Origin of the sequence: Nocardioides sp. (assembly GCF_036274455.1) — a bacterium.
Classification (GTDB): Bacteria; Actinomycetota; Actinomycetes; order Propionibacteriales; family Nocardioidaceae; genus Nocardioides.
The window spans coordinates 1-18,992 of sequence record NZ_DASUFR010000020.1 but is presented as its reverse complement, the minus strand read 5'-3'; the positions used below and the strand labels follow the sequence as shown (position 1 = coordinate 18,992).

Here is an 18,992-nt window from a genome sequence, read left to right as displayed (position 1 = left end):
CCGCTCGGGACCCGCGGTCAAGGACGCCGCAGGCGCCGCGCAGCGGTGCCGAAGGCATCCTTGAGGGCGGGTTGCGGCGTGCTACGCGCGCGGCCGCCCACCCACGGACATGTCACACGAGGCGGACACCCGGTGACCCCTGCGCCCAGCGACCGGAGGCGCTCAGTCCAGCGACGGAACATCCACCTCCGGGCCGTCACCGCGCAGCAGTGTGGTGAGTGTGGCGGTGTGCTCACCCAGGATCGAGCGCACCTTGCTGAAGCCCTCCTCGTCCTGGCGGGCCAACGTGCACCAGCCGTCCCAGAGCAGCACGGTGTTGCCCGGGAGGTCGCGCAGGCAGTCGTTGAGGGCGTCGAGGTTCTGGCCGTAGTGGTCGGGGAAGTTCAGCGCCTCCCCGAGCGCGGCCAGGAACTCGCTGCGGGTCTGGTGGTGCCACCCGTCGACGTACCCGAACTGCCAGCCGGCGTGCTCGACGGCATGCGCCACCTCAGGGGCCGGGAAGGCTGCGTGCCAGCGGTAGACGCCGGGGTCGTGGTGGTGCGCGAGGATGCCGGCGAGTCCGCTCATGTAGGTCTCCGTGAGATTCGTTCGAAGGAGCTGTAGTGGTCCTCGGTCCAGTAGAACTCATCGGCGTCGCCAGTGATGATCCGGCGGGCGCCGCGGTCCTTCGAGCCGGGGGTGGCCACGGTGTACTCGTGGTAATAACCGCGTTCGTGGTCCGGAAGCAACCCCTCGAGGTTCCTGAACACCGATCCGTCCCTGTCCGGGAACGGGAACGGCCCGCCCCGGTCGATCAGCACCAGCGTCGCCTGCCCCTCGACCGGGAGATCCTCCTCGAGGATCCACGGCAGCCCGCTGACCGGGTCGGTGTCGCCGCTTCGGACCGTCGTCGACGCCGTCGGACGCGTCGTCTGCCCGGGCGTGTCCTCGCCCCCGAGGCTGATGGTCTCGCCGTCGTGGTCGAAGGTCCACTTGATGAAGAACGACGTCGCGATGATCGTCACGAAGACGATCGCCACCGTCTTGACGGTGGTCCGGTCCCACTTCATCGCGGCGCTGGTGCCCAGAGCGCCTAGAGCGCCATCGCCTGGGCCCGGCGCTTGACCTCCGCGCCGCGGTTCTCGCGCAGCGCGTCGATCGGGCGGCCGGGCAGGTCGGCGTCGAGGTGCAGCCAAGCGATGATCTCGCGGTCGTCGTAGCCGCCGTCGTGCAGGACGGTCAGCAGGCCTGCCAGCCCCTTCAGGGGCAGCCCGTCCTCGCCGAGGAGGTCCGCGGGCACCAGCGGGCCGGACCCCTCGCGGGGCTGGGCGGCAGCAAGCTCGTGGTCCCGGATCATCGTGCGCACCTTGGCCGCGGAGACGCCGAGCCGGTCGGCGACCTGGCGCCAGTCCAGCCACTCGTCGACCAGCGCGGACAGATCCTCCTCGGCGAGTGTCATGCCCACATGCTGGCACCAGCGGGTACGCCGCTGCAGCAGGGCCCCGCCCCGCGGCCACGGGGAGCCGGACGGCTCGCCGGAACGTCATGAATGGGGTAAATCAGCGCTCGTCCGTACGATGGAGCATCCGGATCCGCTTCCCCGTCCGGGTGCAGGAGGTCGCCGTGACTGACCGGCACGCCCCCGAGGGCGCCGTGCAGCGGGCGAGCGACCCTGCGCAGGACAGGCAGGAGAAGCACGATCCCACCGACCACCTGAGCGGGCGGGTCCTCGACAACCGCTACCTCATCGGCTCGCGGATCGCCCGCGGTGGCATGGCCACCGTCTACGAGGCCAACGACCTGCGGCTGGACCGCACCGTCGCGGTCAAGGTGATGCACCCCGGCCTGGGCGACGACGACGAGTTCGCGGCGCGGTTCGTGGCCGAGGCGCGCTCGGCCGCGAAGCTCTCCCACCCCAACGTCGTCGGCGTCTTCGACCAGGGCAACGACGACGGCACCGTCTTCCTGGCCATGGAGCTGATCCCCGGCCACACGCTGCGCGACACGATCGGCAAGGAGGCACCCCTCAAGACCGCTCGCGCGCTCGCGCTGCTGGAGCCGATCGTGTCGGCGCTGGCCGCCGCGCACCGCGCCGGGCTCGTGCACCGCGACGTCAAGCCGGAGAACGTCCTGATCTCCGACGACGGCCGGGTCAAGGTGGCCGACTTCGGGCTGGCCAAGGCCGTGAGCGCGACCACCCAGCACACCGCGACCGGCGTGCTCATCGGCACGGTGTCCTACGTCGCTCCCGAGCTCGTCGTCGAGGGCCGGTCCGACGCGCGCGCCGACGTCTACGCCGTCGGCGTGATCCTCTACGAGCTGCTCACCGGCAAGAAGCCGCACGAGGGCGAGACCCCGATCCAGGTGGCCTACAAGCACGTGCACGAGGACGTCCCACCGCCGTCCCGGATGGCCCCCGGCGTGCCCGACTACGTCGACGCGCTGGTGGCGCGGGCCACCGCCCGGGACCGCGAGCAGCGGCCCGCGGACGCCGGGGTGCTCCTCCACCACCTGCGCCGGGTCAAGCAGGCGGTCGCCGCTGGGGTCCCCTCCGATACCGAGCTGGTCGAGGACCTGATGCCACGCAAGACCCTCGATACGACCGAGGTGCTCGTCCGTCAGGGTCCCGCGGGCGGCGGCACCGTCCCGGAGTCCTGGCAGGAGTCGGACCTCGAGGCGCTGCTCGGCCCGCGGCGTGAGGTCACCTCGACCATCGAGCGGCCGCGCGAGCCCACCACCGTCACCGAACGGCCGCGGCCGGTCCCGCCGTCTACCCCACCCTCGCGCCCCGCGAAGCGGCCCCGCCGCCGCCGGCGCGGGCCGATCCTGCTGATCCTGGCACTGCTGCTCGCGGCAGCGGTCGGCACCGGTGCGTGGTACTTCGGCTACGCCAGGTACACCACGACGCCGGCGGTGCTGAACCTCTCCCAGGACGAGGCGCAGACCAAGCTCGAGGACGCCGGGCTCGACGTGAAGGTCGGCGAGCCGGTCTACTCCGACGCGGTCGACGAGGGCCTCGTCGTCAGCACCGACCCGACCGCCGGCCAGCGGGTGCTCAAGGGGACCGACGTCACGATCGTGATGTCGAAGGGGCGCGCGGTCGCCCAGCTGCCAAAGCTCACCGGGATCACCGTCGACGAGGCCCAGGACCGGATCCAGAAGGCCAACATGGCCTTCGGCAAGGCCACCGAGAAGTTCTCCGAGACCGTCCCCGCGGGCATCGTGATCGCCTCCGACCCGAAGGAGGGCAGCACCCTGCGGTTCGGCACCGTCGTCGACCTGGTGGTGTCCAAGGGCCGCCGGCCGATCCCGGTGGGCAGCTGGGTCGGCAAGAGCGCCACGGACGCGGAGAAGGCGCTCAAGCAGCGCGGCCTCAAGGTGGACGTCTCCCACCAGTACTCCGACTCGGTCTCCGAGGGCCTGGTGATCTCGCAGGACCCGAAGGACGGCACGCTGTTCAAGAACGACACCGTCCAGCTGCTCGTGTCCCTCGGACCGCAGCTGGTTGAGGTGCCCGACGTCGTTGCGCAGGGCGTCGACGACGCCACCGCGGCCCTGCAGGCCGCCGGCTTCGACGTCGACGTCGCGCAGGCGCCGGGCTACATCGGCCTCGGCTACGTGTTCTCCATGGACCCCGGGGCCGGCACGGAGATCCCCAAGGGGTCGACGGTCATCATCTACCTCGTGTGACCGCGCTGCGGAACCCGGTCGGCACCCACGTCAAGGTCGGCCCGGGACTGGTCAAGGGGACGCTCAAGGGCGCTCGCGAGCTCGGCCTCGAGGCGCTCCAGGTGTTCACCGGCAACCCACGGGGGTGGGCGCTCAGCGCCGGGCGGCCCGCCGAGGACGCCGCGTTCCGGGAGGGCTGCGCCGAGAGCGGGATCCGCGTGGTCGTCCACGCGCCCTACCTCGTGAACCTAGGCTCCCCCACTCCCCTGACCTACGAGCGGTCCGTCGCCTCGGTCGCGCACAACCTGCTGCGGGCGGTGGCGATCGGTGCCGAGGCGGTCGTGGTGCACACCGGGTCGTACGTCGATCCCACCGGTGGCCCCGGACTGCACGAGGCCGCGCTGCGACGGGTCCGTGAGGCGCTGCTGCCGATCCTGGACACCATCGACGACCCGCGGATGCCGTGGCTGCTGCTAGAGCCCACCGCGGGCCAGGGCCGCTCGCTGTGCGCGGGGGTCGAGGACCTGGCGGCGTACCTCGACGCGCTCGACCACCACCCCAAGGCGGGGGTCTGCCTCGACACCTGCCACGCGTTCGCCGCCGGCGCGCCGCTCGACGAGCAGGGTGGCACGACCCGCACCGTGGATCGGGTGGTGGAGATCGCCGGACCGGGCATGCTGCGGCTGGTGCACCTCAACGACAGCCAGGACCCCCGCGGCTCGATGCGCGACAGGCACGAGCGGCTCGGGCAGGGCCACATCGGCCTCGGCGCCGTCGAGGAGCTGCTCCGGCACCCGGCCACCGACGGCGTGCCGTTCATCCTCGAGACGCCCGGCTCACGCGATCCCGGCAGCGACCAGATCGCACTCGTGAAGAGGCTGCGCCAGTGGTGACGACCGAGGGCTCGCGAACGTCCCGACGCGGCCAGCTGCTCGCGACCGGCGCGCTGCTGCTGACCACGGCCAGCTGGGGCAGCACGTTCTTCCTCATCAAGGACCTGCTCGACCGGGTGCCGACGCTGGACTTCCTCGCGGTGCGGTTCACCATCGCCGGCCTGGTGACGCTCGTGGTGATGCACCGGGCGGTGTTCGCGCTGGACCGCGAGGCCTGGCGGCGGTCCGGTGTGCTCGGCCTGGTGTACGGCGTAGCGCAGATCCTGCAGACCGCGGGGCTCGCGCACACGCCGGCCAGCGTCTCCGGCTTCGTCACCGGCATGTACGTCGTGTGCACGCCGCTCCTGGCCAGCCTGGTCCTGCACACCAGGATCACCCGGATGACGTGGGCCGCGGTGGCGCTGGCCACGGCCGGGCTCGCGCTCCTGACCCTGGACGGCTTCTCCGTCGGCTACGGCGAGGCCATCACGTTCGTGGCCGCCGTGCTCTACGCGCTGCACATCGTGGCTCTCGGCGCCTGGTCCCGGGCCGAGGACGCGCTCGGCCTGTCGGTGGTCCAGCTCCTGGTCATCGCCGTGGTCTGCCTCGTGGCGACCGCCCCGGACGGCATCGTGCTGCCGGATCGGCCGGGGGACTGGCTGGCGATCGTCTACATGGCGCTGGTCGCGGGCGCCGGCGCCCTGGCCGCGCAGACCTGGGCGCAGTCGCAGCTCTCCCCCACCCGGACCGCGATCATCATGAGCACCGAGCCGGTGTTCGCGGCCCTGTTCGCCGTGCTCCTGGGCGGCGAGTCGCTGACGTCCCGGATGCTGCTCGGCGGCGTTCTCGTCCTCGCCGCGATGCTGCTCGTCGAGCTCGGACCACGGCGCAAGGTCGAGGGCGAGGTCCAGCACCTCACCGTCTGAAGCAGGATGGCCCCCCTTGGGGTGTTGCTTGCGCAGCCGCAAATGGGTTAGGCACCAGTGTCGGACTCGGACGAATGGGAGAACTCATGACACAAGCAAGGACGCGAGCCGTCGCCGCCCTCTCGGCGGCGGCACTCGCGGTAGGACTGACCATGACGGCCTCGGGCACTCCCGCGGCGGCCAACGACTCCCGGCACCAGGCGCAGAAGAAGGCGCACGGCAAGGCCGCGCACAAGCGCGCGCTGCGATCAGACGCGCGTGAGGTCAAGCCGAACGCGCGCTTCTCGACCGGGAACCTCCAGCTGAAGAGCGCCAGGCCGTCGCAGGCAGCTGCGGCCGGGGTCACGCCGCCGGTCGGCACGGTGCGCACGCTGATCGCGCTGGACGACTTCAACGGCATCCTCTACCGCAAGGACTACACGCTGATGGCGGTCGGGGCCAAGATCGAGGTGTGGGTCGCCAACGACACCGCCTTCCCGGCCGGTGACTGCCGCACCCAGGTGCCCGGCACCACCACGGTCACCCAGGCGCAGGCACAGGAGCTGGCCGACCAGTTCGACGACAACATGTTCCCGAAGGAGTCGGCGGCCTTCAGCGTCGCCCCGGACCGCGACGGGAGCGGCAACGTGGTCTCGGGCGTGGACCCCACCGGCGACGGCGACAAGATCATGACGCTCGTCGACAACGTCCGCGACGACAACTACTACCTCGGCGTCAACCAGGCTCCGACCTACATCGCGGGCTTCTTCTCCTCGCAGTTCAACGAGCTGCTCGACCGCAACATCATGACGATCGACGCCTACGACTGGGTGCACCGTACGACGGCCAACCCGCCGGACGACCCGACCAACGACCCGTGCACCAGCAGGTCGGCGCGGCCGTTCCTCTACGAGGGCACCTTCGCCCACGAGTACCAGCACCTGTTGCAGTACTACCAGGACCCGGCCGAGCGGAGCTGGGTGAACGAGGGGCTGTCCGACTTCGCCATCTCGCTCACCGGCTACGGCGACGCCTCGCGCACCGTGTTCGAGAAGGGGGCGCAGAGCCACATCTACTGCTACCAGGGCTTCGGCAACGTCCAGACGCCGTTCAACCCGAACCCGATCGACTGCGGAGGTCCGGAGAACTCCCTGACCCTCTGGGGTGACCAGAAGGACCCGAGCACCATCCTGGCCGACTACGGCGAGGCGTGGTCGTTCATGTTGTTCCTCTTCGACCGCTACGGCCAGGGCTTCATGAGCAGCCTGCACCGCGACGGGGCCGACCAGGGCCTGGCCGGCGTCCAGCACCAGCTCGACGGCTACGCGCCGGGCACCGACGTCTTCGACGTGCTGCACGACTTCCAGACCGCGACGCTTGTCGACCAGGTCCTCGGCAAGAACGGCGCCTCCGCGGGCATCCCGCGGGGCCGGGTCACGTCGAAGAGCCTGAACTCGACGGTCAACCTGGGCAACCCTCGCTCCTACGCCGCCGACGGCGCCCCGGCCAACGGGGCGGACTACGTCGGCCTCCGGGGCAGGAGCGGCCTCTACCTCGACGGTGACGACCTGCGCAAGCTGACCTTCAAGGGTGCCAAGACTCTTGTCCCCGAGCCCCTCAAGTGGACCACCGTCGCCGACCCGCCGCTGCAGAGCGGCGACCCGGCGCTGTGGTCGGGCAACTCCTCCAACCTGGACGCGAGTGCGGTCACCGAGGTCGACGTGCCCACGACGAACCCGACGCTGACCTTCGACGAGTACCACCTCGCCGAGTTCGGCTTCGACTACGCCTACACGGTGGTCTCGACCGACGGCGGCAAGACCTACCACGCGCTGGCCAACGCCAACACCGTCGACGGCCCGCTCGGACCGGCCCTCAACGGCGACGCGGACGGCTGGGCCACGCAGACCTTCGACCTGTCTGCCTACGCGGGCCAGTCGATCGTGATCGGGTTCCGCTACGTCAGCGACGGCGGGGTGAACGAGGGAGGCTGGTACGTCGACGACGTCTCGGTCGGCGGCACCACTGTCAACGACGGGTCCTCCACCGCGCCGTTCCAGTCGGCCACCGAGCTCCTGCCGGTGACCGTGCACGCGTGGAACGTGCGGGTCGTGGGTCTCGACACGAAGCGCCACAAGGTCCGCATCATCGACCTGCCCGGGCGTCGCAGCCACCTGACCAAGGGACAGGTCAACAGCCTGCACCAGTACCCGCGGGTGGTCGCGATCGTCGCCTACGACGAGCCGACCGAGCAGTACCAGCCGCAGGCGCTCTACACGCTGTCCGTCAACGGGGTCGTCCAGCCGGGCGGCGGGCAGAGCAGTGCCGCGGTGAAGCCTCGGCCCGACAGTTTCTAGCCTGGGGGGCTCGCTCAGCGGGCCGGCGGCCGACCGGTCGCCGGCCCGCCCGGGAGCGCCACGGGTCACGGTTGGGTCACACCTGTCCGCACTCTGAGTTCGGCGTCTCACCGACGCACGGACCGTCCTAGGGTCGCGGCCATGGTCGTGGTCATGGCGCCAGACGCGACCGACGAGGACATCGCCGCCGTCGTCGCGCGGGTCCAGGCGGTCGGCGGAGAGGCGTTCGTGTCCAAGGGCCTCGTGCGCACGATCATCGGCCTGGTCGGGGACATCGACTCCTTCCACCACCTCAACCTCCGGACCCTCAGGGGGGTCGCGGACGTGCACCGCATCTCCGACCCCTACAAGCTGGTCAGCCGCCAGCACCACCGCAGCCGGTCCACGGTGTGGGTCGGCGCCACCATCCGGGTGCCGGTCGGTCCGGAGACGTTCACCTTCATGGCCGGGCCGTGCGCCGTCGAGAGCCGGGAGCAGGCCCTCGAGGCCGCCCAGATGGCCAAGGGCGCCGGCGCCGCGCTGCTCCGGGGCGGCGCCTTCAAGCCGCGCACGTCGCCGTACGCGTTCCAGGGCCTCGGCGCCGAGGGCCTCGAGATCCTCGCCGACGTCGGCGCCGCCACCGGGCTGCCCGTGGTCACCGAGGTGGTCGACGCCCGGGACGTGCCGGTCGTCGTCGAGTACGCCGACATGCTCCAGGTCGGCACCCGCAACATGGGCAACGTCGGACTGCTGCAGGCGGTCGGCACGTGCGGGAAGCCGGTCATGCTCAAGCGGGGCATGAACGCCACCCTCGAGGAGTGGCTGATGGCGGCGGAGTACGTCGCCCAGCGCGGCAACCTCGACATCGTCCTCTGCGAGCGCGGGATCCGGACCTTCGAGACCGCCTACCGCAACACCTTGGACCTCTCGGCGGTGCCTGCCGTCCAGGCCGTGAGCCACCTGCCGGTGATCGTCGACCCCAGCCACGCGGCGGGACGCAAGGACCTCGTCGTCCCGCTGGCCCGCGCGGCGATCGCGGTCGGCGCCGACGGAGTGATGGTCGACGTGCACCCGCACCCCGAGTCGGCCCTCTGCGACGGCCCGAGTGCGCTGGACGGCGTCGCCCTGCGCGAGCTCGCGACCGCGGTGCGCCACCTCCCCGGTGCGGTCGGGCGCAAGGACGCCACGGCTCTCGTGCGACCCTCCTGACCTGCGACGATGCGCCCGGCGGACTACGATCCGCAACGGAGGAGGTTGTTCATGGGCTCGTGCTCGTCGTGTGGCCACCAGCTCGGCGTGGGCCGGTTCTGCACCAACTGCGGCGCGCCGGTGGACCCCTCCACCCCTGGCGGCACCACTGTCGGCACCACTGGCGGCATCGCCGGCGGCACCGCTGGCGGCACCGCGGCCGGCAGCCCGGTCACCGACGACGACTGGCGCATCGACACCGCCGAGCGGCGGACGCCCGCCGCCGACCCGCGCACCCCGCCCGCCGCCGTCGCTCCCCCGCCGCCTCCTCGCTACCCGCTCTACGCCGACGAGGTGGTCGGCTACACGCCGTACGGACCCCTCAACACCGCCACCACCTCGACGCCGGCCACCCCTGCTTCGGCGCCGGTCGTGCTCACCGAGGACTCTGAGGAGTCCCAGGAGTCCCAGGCGCACGACGCCTACGACTCGGGGCCCGACTACGGCTACGAGTACGACTACGACGAGGAGCGCCGGAGCCCGGTGCTGTGGATCCTGGCGGCCGCCCTGGTGCTCGTCCTCGTCGCGGCGGGCTGGTGGTTCCTGGTCCGCGACGGCGCCGACGAGTCGGCCGACGACCACGGCGGCTCGGGCACCTCCCAGGGCCCGACCGAGGGCAGCGACGGCGACGACGTCGCGAGCCACGCCTCCGCCAAGGCCCCCCGGACGGCGCCGCCCAACGAGGACGTCAACGGCGACCAGGTGTCCTACGACGCGAGCAACATGCTCGACGGCGTGCCCGAGACGGCCTGGCGCGCGGCGGGGAACGCCGCCGACATGACCCTGGTCTTCACCCTGGCCGACCCCACCGAGCTGCACCGGGTGGGGATGATCAACGGCTATGCCAAGACCTCGACCGACAGCCAGGGCCGCACCTTCGACTGGTACGCCGGCAACCGCCGCATCAAGGCGGTCGTGTGGCAGTTCGACGACGGCACCAAGGTGCGCCAGCAGCTCCAGGAGTCCCGCGAGCTCCAGATGACCGACGTCCCCGACGTGGTCACGAGCAAGGTGCTGCTGCGCATCGTGAAGGTGTCCAAACCCGGCACCGGCAACGCCGCGAGGGACTTCACCGCGATCAGCGAGGTCTCGCTGGTCGGCGACCCCGCCTGACACTCGAGGCGGGCCGCTGCGCCTGGGTCAGGAGATGGTGACCGTGACGGTCGGCGACCAGCCCGACCGCTTGCCGCCCTTCGCGGTGCGGGCTCGCACGGAGTACTTGCCCCCCTTGGCCGGGTTGAACTTCGCGTGCGTGCCGGTGGTCGCCTTCTTGAGCGAGACCCACGCGCCGCTGCCCAGCCGGGTCTGGACGTCGTAGGTGATCGCGTTGCGGCCCCTGGTGGTGGCCCAGGTGAGCTTGTAGCCCTTGCCGGCGCTGCCGCTCGCTGCCACCGGCACCTTCACGGTCCCGCGCATCATCGAGTGGATCGTGCAGTGGTAGGCGAAGGTCCCGGCCGAGGTGAACGTGCGGGTGTACGTCGACCCGCCGAACTTGGTCCCGCTGTCCCAGAAGCCCTGGTCGGAGGTGGTCGTGTGCGCGGTCGCGTCCTTGAAGGTCCAAGTGACCGCCCCGCCGAGCGTGGTGCTCACCGACGCCGGGCTGAACGCCATGTTGGCGACGGTCACAGACGCGGCCCGGGCTGCGGGCGAGCCCGGATGGACGGAGCGTGCGTGGGCCGTGCCGGACGGGAGCACCAGGGCAGCGGCGGCGGCCGTGGCCACCGCGGGAACGAGGAGCGTGCGAGAGAGCGTGGCGAGGGTCATGACCGTTGCACGGCCGGGGGCGTGATCCGGTTCACACCCGCCCGCCGGCTCACGCGTTGCGCAGCATGTCCGCGACGAGGAACGCGAGCTCCAGCGACTGCACCCGGTTGAGCCGCGGGTCGCAGACCGACTCGTAGCGCTCGCCGAGGTGGACCTCGAGCAGCTCCTCGCCGCCGCCCACGCACTCGGTGACGTCGTCGCCGGTCAGCTCGACGTGGACACCGCCGGGCCAGGTGCCGAGCGAGCGGTGCACCTCGAAGAAGCCCTTGATCTCGTCGATGACGTCGTCGAAGCGGCGGGTCTTGTAGCCCGAGGACGCCTCGAAGGTGTTGCCGTGCATCGGGTCGCACACCCAAGCGACCTCGACGCCGGACGCGGTGACCTTCTCCACCAGGTCGGGCAGGCCGTCGCGGATCCGGCCGGCCCCGAACCGGGTGATGAAGGTGAGCCGGCCCGGCTCGTTGTCGGGGTTCAGCTTCGCGGCGAGCGCCAGCGCGTCGTCCGCAGTGGTGCCGGGGCCGAGCTTCACGCCGATCGGGTTGCGGATGTGGCGGAACAGCTCCACGTGGGCGCCGTCGAGCTGGCGGGTGCGCTCGCCGATCCACACGAAGTGGGCCGAGACGTCGTACGGCGTCCCGGTGCGGGAGTCGATGCGCGTCATCGCGTGCTCGTAGTCGAGGACGAGCCCCTCGTGGCAGGTGTGGAAGTCGACCCGGTGGAACTCGTCGGGGTCGGCGCCGATCGCCTGCATGAACGTCAGGGCCCGGTCGATCTCTGCCGCGACCAGCTCGTACTGCTCGCCGACCGAGGACTCGCGCACGAAGTCGGTGTTCCAGGTGTGCACCTGGCGCAGGTCGGCGTAACCGCCGGTCACGAAGGCGCGGACCAGGTTGAGGGTGGCCGCCGAGGAGTTGTAGACGTCGACCAGCCGCTGCGGGTCGGGCACCCGGGCCTCGGCGGTGAAGTCGAACCCGTTGACGGCGTCGCCTCGGTAGGCGGGCAGGGTCACGCCCTCGCGGGTCTCGAGGTCGGAGGAGCGCGGCTTGGCGTACTGGCCGGCGATCCGGCCGACCTTCACCACCGGCACCGACGCGGCGTAGGTGAGGACCACCGCCATCTGGAGCAGCACCCGCAGCTTGTTGCGCACGTTGTCGGCGGTGACACCGGCGAACGTCTCGGCACAGTCGCCGCCCATGAGCATGAACGACTCGCCGCGCGAGACGGCGGCGATCTTGTCCTTCAGCTCGTCGCACTCGCCCGCGAAGACCAACGGCGGCATCGTCCGGAGCCGGGCCACGGCGGCGTCGACGGCCGCGCGGTCGGGGTAGTCCGGCTGCTGGGCCGGGTTGAGGGCGCGCAGGGCCTCGAGGTCGGGGACGGTGCTGCTCACCTGTCAAGGGTAGAGGGGAGCGACCGGGGACCCGGCATCGTTCTCATGTAGCGGCGGTCACTGGTGGGTGCCGCCGGAAGTTCGTGGAGGTGCGCGCCCGGGGTGCGGGACACCCGACGAACTTCCGGCGGTGCCCGCTAGTCGAGATGCTCGATGTCGCGGAAGCCGGTCTTCTTGGCACGCACGCCGCGGTTGGTGGCCCAGGTCAGCGCCCACAGCACCACGCCGACCAGCATCAGGCCACCGGCGATCTGGTAGATCAGCGAGTCCCGGTCGACCCATGGGCCCACCAGGAACGCGCACAGCACCGCGGCGAGCGCCGGGGTGAGCCCGGGCGAGCGGAACGACCCCGGCCGCCGGCCGTCGCGGCGCAGCACCAGGCAGGCGACGTTGACGACGGTGAACACGCACAGCAGCAGCAGCGCGGTGACCGAGGAGAGGTTGATGACGATGTCGGACTCGGCCCTCTCGGCGACGTAGACGATCAGCCCGAGGGCGAGTGCGGTGGAGAAGATGATTCCGACGTACGGCGCGCGGCGGTTGGGTGACACCTTGCCGAGGGTCCGCGGCAGCACGTCCTGGTTGGCCATCCCGTAGAGCAGCCGGCTGGCCATCATCATGTTGATCAGCGAGGTGTTGGCCACCGCGAAGCACGCCAGGAACGGGAAGACCTTGTCGATCGGGAAGTCCGGGGCGCCGATGTGGACCACCTCGAGCAGCGTGCGACCGGCCGCCTGGTTGATCTCCTCGATCTGGCTCGAGGTCAGCACGGTGACGACCGAGACCGCCACCAGCATGTAGATGACCACCGCGATGCCCAGCCCGGTGAGCATGGTGCGCGGGAAGATCCGCTCCGGATCCTTGGTCTCCTCGACCATGTTCACCGAGTCCTCGAAGCCGACCATGGCGAAGAACGCGATCGACGTGGCCGCGGTGACCGCGAGGAACAGCCCCTTGTCACCGTCGTCGGAGAACGTCGTGAGCCGGCTGAAGTCACCGTCGCCCTGGGCCATGACGTAGAAGCCGACGCCGATCACGATCGCCAGGGCCGTGATCTCGACGAGCGTCAGCACCACATTGAACTTCACCGACTCGCCGACCCCGCGCAGGTTGATCAGCGCGAGCAGCACCATGAACGCCAGGGCGATGACGGTCACGACGCCGGTGCCGGGCTGCTCGTCGAGCCAGCCGTTGACGACCAGCCCGCCGGTGAGGTTCTGGGCGAGCACGTTGGCCGAGGTCGAGGCGCTCGTGATGCCCGAGCAGATCACCGCGAAGGCGACGAGGAACGTCACGAAGTGCACGCCGAACGCCTTGTGCGTGTAGAGCGCCGCGCCGGCGGCCTGGGGGTAGCTGGTGACCAGCTCGAGGTAGGAGAGCGCGGTCAGTGTCGCCACGACGAAGGCGAGCAGGAACGGCAGCCACGCGATACCGCCGACCAGGCCGGCCAGCTGGCCGGTCACCGCGTAGACACCGGCTCCGAGGATGTCGCCGACGATGAAGAGCAGGAGCAGCTTGGGGCCCATGACCCGCTTCAGGTCAGGCTCCGGCCCGTTGTAGTCGATCTCGTCCCGCGCGACGGTCGTCATGGTGGCCCCTGTTCCGAGTGACAGCTGGTGGGTGCCACCGTGCCCCAATCGGCAGGTTTTCGCCAGCAACGACACCGAGCCGGCCCGACGGTCAGCCCGACTGGTCCCCCGCGACCAGCGGGTGGTCGGCGAGCGCCGGCGGGACCGGACCGGGAGGCAGCTCGCAGCCGGTGTAGCCGCCGAGGTCGAAGACCACCGTGCTGCAGGCCGCGAGCTGGGCGTCGAAGAAGATGTTGGGCGAGTCGCCGTCGTGCCTGAGGACCACGAGACCACCACCCTCGTCGGCCGGCCGCGGGTCGGGCGCGCCGAGGAGCATCAGGTCGGCCATCCGGTTGTGCCGCGCGTACATGTAGCCGCCCGGCTCCTCGCTGACACGCTCGGCCACCCGACGCTGGGCCGCCAGGTCCGGTCCGTCGAAGGTGAGCGCGGCCGCCAGGTGCAGCCCCACCGTCACACCTAGCAGCCCTGCCGTGGCGGTGCCCAGCAACGCCCGCCGCCCCGGAGCCCCGACCTTCGACACGTACGCCGCGGTGACGACGACCAGGGCGGGGAACAGCAGGAAGCTCCCCGTCACCGAGTGACGCACCCACCCCTGGCTGCTGACCAGGACGTACCAGAGCTCGACGAGGAGTCCGGCCGAGCCCAGCACGAGCACCGGGACCCGGTCCGCTGCGCGGTCCGGTGCGCGGTCCGCCGCCTCCGGCGCGCCGGGCTCGGACGGCGCCGACGAGGCGAGACGCCGGCCGATGAGCAGCACCGCGAGCAGCAGCGCGACGACCGCGAGGGCGAGCACGGCCGGCCCCGGCACCAGCAGCGGCGCCTGGGAAGTCAGCTTCGACCAGCTCGTGATCGTGGTGGCGTCCGGCTGGACGATGCCGGACCCGCCATGGATGAGGAACCCCACGAACTTCGCGTTCGCGGCTTGTGCCCGGTCGGGTCCGGCGGCGGCGAACCGGTAGACCTGCCAGACGCCGATCGGCGCGAGGGCGGCACCGGCGAATCTCAGCCAGACCCGGCGGCCGACCCCGGAGCGCCGGGCGACCCAGACGACCCCGACGACGACCGCGGGCACCATCAGGACGATCACCGTCTTGGTCAGGACCGCCAGTCCGACAAGCACGCCGGCCCGGACCGGCCGGCGGAGGTTGAGCGCGGCCAGGACGACGAGCCCCGCCGCCGCAGCCTCCCCCATGACGTCACCCGGGCCGAAGTAGACCGAGACGCCCCACGTGGCCGAGGCGGTGTCGAGGGCCAGCACCGCGGCCGCCCCGGCGGCGCCCACCCAGAAGCCGCCCAGGTCCCGGCCGAGCCTGAACCAGCCGGCCACCAGCAGCAGGAAGAACGCGAGCGGGACCAGCCGGTAGACCCAGACGTGCTCGCCCAGCAGCGCCGCGACCGCGGTGACCGGGAGCAGCATCGTGGGTCCGGTGGTGATCCGCCAGTCGAACTCGCTCGAGTCGCCGACCGGCAGCAGCAACCCGTCGGTCGCGTAGCGGTGGCCATGCAGCAGGTGCTGGACGACCTGGAGGTTGTAGGACTCGTCGAAGGACAGCTCCTGGCCGAACGAGCACACGGCCAGCACGACGACGACACCGAGGAGGCCGGCGACAGCCAGCCCGCGGGCGAGCCGGGCCGGGTCAGGCGGCGGCTTCACGACCGACGGGCGCCGGGTGGATGACGTCGCTGCCATCGTCCAACCGCCGCATGCAGGCGACCACTTCGAGGGCGGCACGAGCCGAGAAGCCGATGAGCCGCCGGCTGGGCAACGGCAACCTCACCCGGCCCTGGCGCCACATGGTGCCGACCGTGCTCGTCCCCCGCCGCAGCCGGTGGGTCACCGGCACCTCGCGGACGGCCAGGCCGGTCCGTCCCTCGATCATCGAGAACTGGAGATGGGGCACCGACGCCGACGACTCGACGCGCGAGAGCAGCGTCACCAGGGCCTCCCTGCGATAGAGCCGCAGCGGCGTGTTGGCGTCCCCGACACCGCTCGACGCGATCGTGACGAGGAGCCGGGCGCACCGGGTCAGGATCGTGCGGTACCACGGGTCGGTGCGGCTGCGGCGAACGCCCACCACGCCGTCCGCGTCGCCGAGCTCGCCGACGAGCCGGGCCACGTCCTCGCCGAGGAACTGGCCGTCACCGTCCACGTGGAGCACGAGGTCGGCGCTCGTTGCCAGTCCGCCGTGGTAGGCGCGGAGCGCGGAGGGTCCGTGGCCCAGGTTCTCCTCGTTGCGGATGACCGTGACCCGAGAGCGCATGGCGGGCACGGGCGAGCGCAGCACCTCTGCGACCGGGGTCGTCGACACGTCGTCGACGACCACGAACGACAGGCGGGACACCACTGGGCGGAGGTGGGCCTCGAGCTCGACGAGGAACCCGGGCAGTCCTTCCTCGTTGAAGGCAGGCAGCACCACCGCCAGGTGCCATGGCTCGGGCCGGGTGGTCGCCTCGCAGCGATTCCCGGACCCGTCCCCGTTGAGCATGCGGCGACGCTAAGGTCGCGCCCCCCGCAATGTTGCGGTACGGCAAAGAACTGTCCGGACGGCCGCGCGTCAGGGTCGGGCTGACCATCCGGCATGGCCCGAACGGCTCAGCCCGATGGAGTGAAGCCTGCTGTCAGCCGAAGAAGACCGCCGCCTCGGCGTACTCCTCGGGGCTGACCAGCTTCAGCTCCGCGGTGCCCTCGCTCAACGGGACCCGGATGATGTCGGTGCCGCGCAGGGCGACCATCTTGCCGAAGTCCTTCTCGGCCACGGCGTCGATGGCGTGCAGGCCGAACCGGGTGGCAAGCCAGCGGTCGAACGCCGTGGGGGTGCCGCCGCGCTGGATGTGGCCGAGCACGACGGCCCGGGCCTCCTTGCCGGTGCGGGCCTCGATCTCGCCGGCGAGCCGGTCACCGATGCCGCCGAGGCGGACGTGGCCGAAGGCGTCCTTCTCCCCCGAGACCAGAGTCATTCCCTGCTCATCGGTGGCGCCCTCGGCAGGGACCGCGCCCTCGGAGACGACGATGATCGGCGAGTAGTGCGTCTCGAACCGGGTCTCGACGTGCTCGCAGAGCTTCTCGATGTCGAAGGGCTGCTCGGGGATCAGCACCGCGCTCGCGCCGCCGGCGATGCCGGAGTGCAGGGCGATCCAGCCGGCGTGCCGGCCCATCACCTCGACCACGAGGACCCGGTGGTGGGACTCGGCGGTGGTGTGCAGCCGGTCGATGGCCTCGGTCGCGATGTTGACCGCGGTGTCGAAGCCGAAGGTGAAGTCGGTGCCGGACAGGTCGTTGTCGATGGTCTTCGGGACGCCGACGACCTTCACCCCGAGGTCGGCGAGCTTCGTCGCGACGCCGAGGGTGTCCTCGCCACCGATCGCGATCAGCGCGTCGATGCCGTTGGCGGCGAGGTTCTCCTTGATCCGCTCGACGCCGTTCTCCACCTTGAACGGGTTGGTCCGCGACGACTTGAGGATCGTGCCGCCGCGCGGCAGGATCCCGCGGACCTCGTTGACGCCGAGGGGGACGGTCACGTTCTCCAGCGGACCCCGCCAGCCGTCCCGGAACCCGACGAAGTCGAAGCCGTACACCCCGACGCCCTTGCGCACCACGGCCCGGATCACCGCGTTCAGTCCAGGGCAGTCCCCGCCTCCGGTCAGCACACCTACTCGCATGCGCCCACCGTAGCGACCTTCATTGGAACGATCCAGACCGGTGCAGTTTCCCACGGTATGCAGGAAAACCGGTGCTCCCCATGGGGGCGAGGTCCAGCGGTCTAAGCAACGGTTCTCAGGCTGCCTGGGTGAGCAGCTGGTTGAGTCGTTGGGCGGGGGTCTGTAGGTCCAGGGTAGGGCGGGGTCGTCGGTTGAGGGTGTCGGCGATGCGTTGCAGGTCCTCGGCGGTGTGGACCGAGAGGTCGGTGCCCTTGGCGAGCCAGAACCGGAGCAGCCGGTTGGTGTTCTCGTTGGTGCCGCGTTGCCACGGTGAGCGGGGGTCGCAGAAGTAGACCGGGGCGTCGAGGGCGAGTTGGATGCGCCGGTACTCGGCCAGCTCGCTGCCCCGGTCCCAGGTGATCGAGCGGCGCAGATGCTCAGGCAGCTTGGTCATCTCGCGGATCATCGCCTCCGCCACGCTCTCGGCGTCGTGGCGGCCGGGCAGGTGCAGCAGGATCGTGAACCGGGTGGTCCGCTCGACCAGGGTGCCGACCGCCGACCCGCTGGCAGCGCCGATGAGCAGGTCGCCTTCCCAGTGCCCGGGGACCGCCCGGTCGGCGACCTCAGGTGGTCGCTGGCCGATCTTGAACGCCTCGGCGTACGGGGTCGACCCTCCACACCGGGGACCGGTCCGGTGCCGACGGCGAGGCCGCTGCAGGCTCAGCTGTTGGTGCAGGTCAGCGCGGAGCCGGCCACGGGTCTGGACGTACAGCGCCTGGTAGATCGTCTCGTGCGACACCCGGTCCATGCTGCCGCGTGGATGGTCCGCGGCGAGCACCAGCGCGATCAGCTTCGGCGACCACCCCTGGTCCATCCACTCCGCGATCCGCTCGCACAGGTCCTGGTTCTCGACGAGCTTGAACGCCTTCGGCCGGCGCCGACGCTCGTGCGCGGCCCGGTGCGCCACCGCTCCGATGTAGGAGCCGTCCGGTCCTCGGTTGCGGTTCACCTCCCGCCACACCACCGTCCGGTCCCGGCCGATCTTGGTCCCGATGTAGGCATGGGACCACCCACTGGTAAGCCCGGCGGCGATGACCGCTCGGTCTTCGCTGGTCAACGCCCGGCGACGAGTCCCTTCGCCCGGACACCGGACCGGTGCCGTGCCCGGGAGGCCACCTCGGGCCCCGGTCTGTGCTGGCAGCGTCATCACGCCAGAGTGGCGCCACCACCGCTGCCCGGTGTCCCCGGACACGCCCACCAGCTGAGCAGCCACCGACAACGGCATCCCCGCGCACACCAGGTCGAAGAACTCATCACGAGCCTCGACCGAAATCACTCTCCGTGCCACAGCAAACACGCTCCTCAAGGGTCGTGTTGCTTAGACCGATGGAATCCGCCCCCATGGGGAGCAACAGCTTGCCTGCATACCGTGGGAAACTGCACCGCCCCGGCGAGGATTGCCGGATTCGTACGGGGTGTTGGTAGCCTAGAACCCCGTGGACGGGCGAGCCTTGTCGCCGCACACCGATCTCCGCGGGAGTCCTCTTGGCCGCTGCGCTGGCGAACCATCAGCCCACCAAGCACGTCTTCGTCACCGGCGG

Annotated in this window: 16 protein-coding genes; 6 read left to right on the top strand and 10 right to left on the bottom strand. The window is 71.0% G+C overall.

Annotated features, from left to right (window positions below; translation table 11 throughout):
* Positions 1-162 precede the first annotated feature (162 nt).
* The 3 genes from VFV89_RS01685 to VFV89_RS01675 are packed head-to-tail and all read right to left on the bottom strand — an operon-like array spanning position 163 to position 1,438.
* Positions 163-567 carry a barstar family protein gene (locus tag VFV89_RS01685; protein WP_329704156.1) on the bottom strand — a complete coding sequence of 135 codons (405 nt, stop codon included), beginning with the start codon at positions 565-567 and terminating at the stop codon, positions 163-165.
* Positions 564-1,049: a ribonuclease domain-containing protein gene (locus tag VFV89_RS01680; protein WP_329704155.1), complete on the bottom strand. Its 486-nt coding sequence runs from the start codon at positions 1,047-1,049 to the stop codon at positions 564-566. Before VFV89_RS01680 ends, VFV89_RS01685 begins: the two co-directional genes overlap by 4 nt.
* A gap of 23 nt (positions 1,050-1,072) precedes the next feature.
* Positions 1,073-1,438, bottom strand: a complete 366-nt coding sequence (locus tag VFV89_RS01675; protein ID WP_329704154.1) for an Rv2175c family DNA-binding protein — start codon at positions 1,436-1,438, stop codon at positions 1,073-1,075.
* 164 nt (positions 1,439-1,602) lie between these two features.
* Here VFV89_RS01675 and pknB point away from each other — a divergent pair, with 164 nt between their 5' ends.
* The 6 genes from pknB (at position 1,603) to VFV89_RS01645 (ending at position 10,122) form a co-directional block, all read left to right on the top strand.
* Positions 1,603-3,669 carry a Stk1 family PASTA domain-containing Ser/Thr kinase gene (pknB, locus tag VFV89_RS01670; RefSeq protein WP_329704153.1) on the top strand — a complete coding sequence of 689 codons (2,067 nt, stop codon included), beginning with the start codon at positions 1,603-1,605 and terminating at the stop codon, positions 3,667-3,669.
* Entirely contained in the window at positions 3,666-4,541 is an 876-nt protein-coding gene (locus VFV89_RS01665) for a deoxyribonuclease IV (RefSeq protein WP_329704152.1), read from the top strand. Before pknB ends, VFV89_RS01665 begins: the two co-directional genes overlap by 4 nt.
* Positions 4,535-5,446 carry a DMT family transporter gene (locus tag VFV89_RS01660; protein ID WP_329704151.1) on the top strand — a complete coding sequence of 304 codons (912 nt, stop codon included), beginning with the start codon at positions 4,535-4,537 and terminating at the stop codon, positions 5,444-5,446. Before VFV89_RS01665 ends, VFV89_RS01660 begins: the two co-directional genes overlap by 7 nt.
* A gap of 152 nt (positions 5,447-5,598) precedes the next feature.
* On the top strand, positions 5,599-7,782 hold the full coding sequence (locus tag VFV89_RS01655) for a choice-of-anchor J domain-containing protein (RefSeq protein WP_329704150.1): 2,184 nt from the start codon (positions 5,599-5,601) through the stop codon (positions 7,780-7,782).
* Positions 7,783-7,923: 141 nt separating this feature from the next.
* Positions 7,924-8,970, top strand: coding sequence for a 3-deoxy-7-phosphoheptulonate synthase (gene aroF, locus VFV89_RS01650; RefSeq protein ID WP_329704149.1), 1,047 nt, complete (start codon positions 7,924-7,926; stop codon positions 8,968-8,970).
* A gap of 51 nt (positions 8,971-9,021) precedes the next feature.
* Positions 9,022-10,122 (top strand): zinc ribbon domain-containing protein, encoded by a 1,101-nt coding sequence (locus tag VFV89_RS01645; protein WP_329704148.1) that lies wholly within the window; start codon positions 9,022-9,024, stop codon positions 10,120-10,122.
* 27 nt (positions 10,123-10,149) lie between these two features.
* Here VFV89_RS01645 and VFV89_RS01640 read toward each other — a convergent pair whose 3' ends face one another.
* From VFV89_RS01640 to VFV89_RS01610, 7 genes are all read right to left on the bottom strand, one after another.
* A complete protein-coding gene (locus VFV89_RS01640) occupies positions 10,150-10,773 on the bottom strand; it encodes a plastocyanin/azurin family copper-binding protein (RefSeq protein WP_329704147.1) in 624 nt (207 codons plus the stop codon).
* 49 nt (positions 10,774-10,822) lie between these two features.
* The gene (locus tag VFV89_RS01635) at positions 10,823-12,163 is read right to left on the bottom strand and encodes a class II 3-deoxy-7-phosphoheptulonate synthase (protein WP_329704146.1); all 1,341 of its coding nucleotides are present in this window, start codon (positions 12,161-12,163) and stop codon (positions 10,823-10,825) included.
* Between the two features lie 137 nt (positions 12,164-12,300).
* On the bottom strand, positions 12,301-13,752 hold the full coding sequence (locus VFV89_RS01630; protein WP_329704145.1) for an APC family permease: 1,452 nt from the start codon (positions 13,750-13,752) through the stop codon (positions 12,301-12,303).
* Between the two features lie 91 nt (positions 13,753-13,843).
* Entirely contained in the window at positions 13,844-15,442 is a 1,599-nt protein-coding gene (locus tag VFV89_RS01625; RefSeq protein ID WP_329704144.1) for a hypothetical protein, read from the bottom strand.
* The gene (locus VFV89_RS01620) at positions 15,390-16,238 is read right to left on the bottom strand and encodes a glycosyltransferase family 2 protein (protein ID WP_329704143.1); all 849 of its coding nucleotides are present in this window, start codon (positions 16,236-16,238) and stop codon (positions 15,390-15,392) included. Before VFV89_RS01620 ends, VFV89_RS01625 begins: the two co-directional genes overlap by 53 nt.
* Before the next feature lie 133 nt (positions 16,239-16,371).
* Positions 16,372-17,412 (bottom strand): 6-phosphofructokinase, encoded by a 1,041-nt coding sequence (locus VFV89_RS01615; RefSeq protein WP_329704142.1) that lies wholly within the window; start codon positions 17,410-17,412, stop codon positions 16,372-16,374.
* A gap of 115 nt (positions 17,413-17,527) precedes the next feature.
* Positions 17,528-18,676 carry an IS30 family transposase gene (locus tag VFV89_RS01610; RefSeq protein ID WP_422656598.1) on the bottom strand — a complete coding sequence of 383 codons (1,149 nt, stop codon included), beginning with the start codon at positions 18,674-18,676 and terminating at the stop codon, positions 17,528-17,530.
* Between the last annotated feature and the right edge of the window lie 316 nt (positions 18,677-18,992).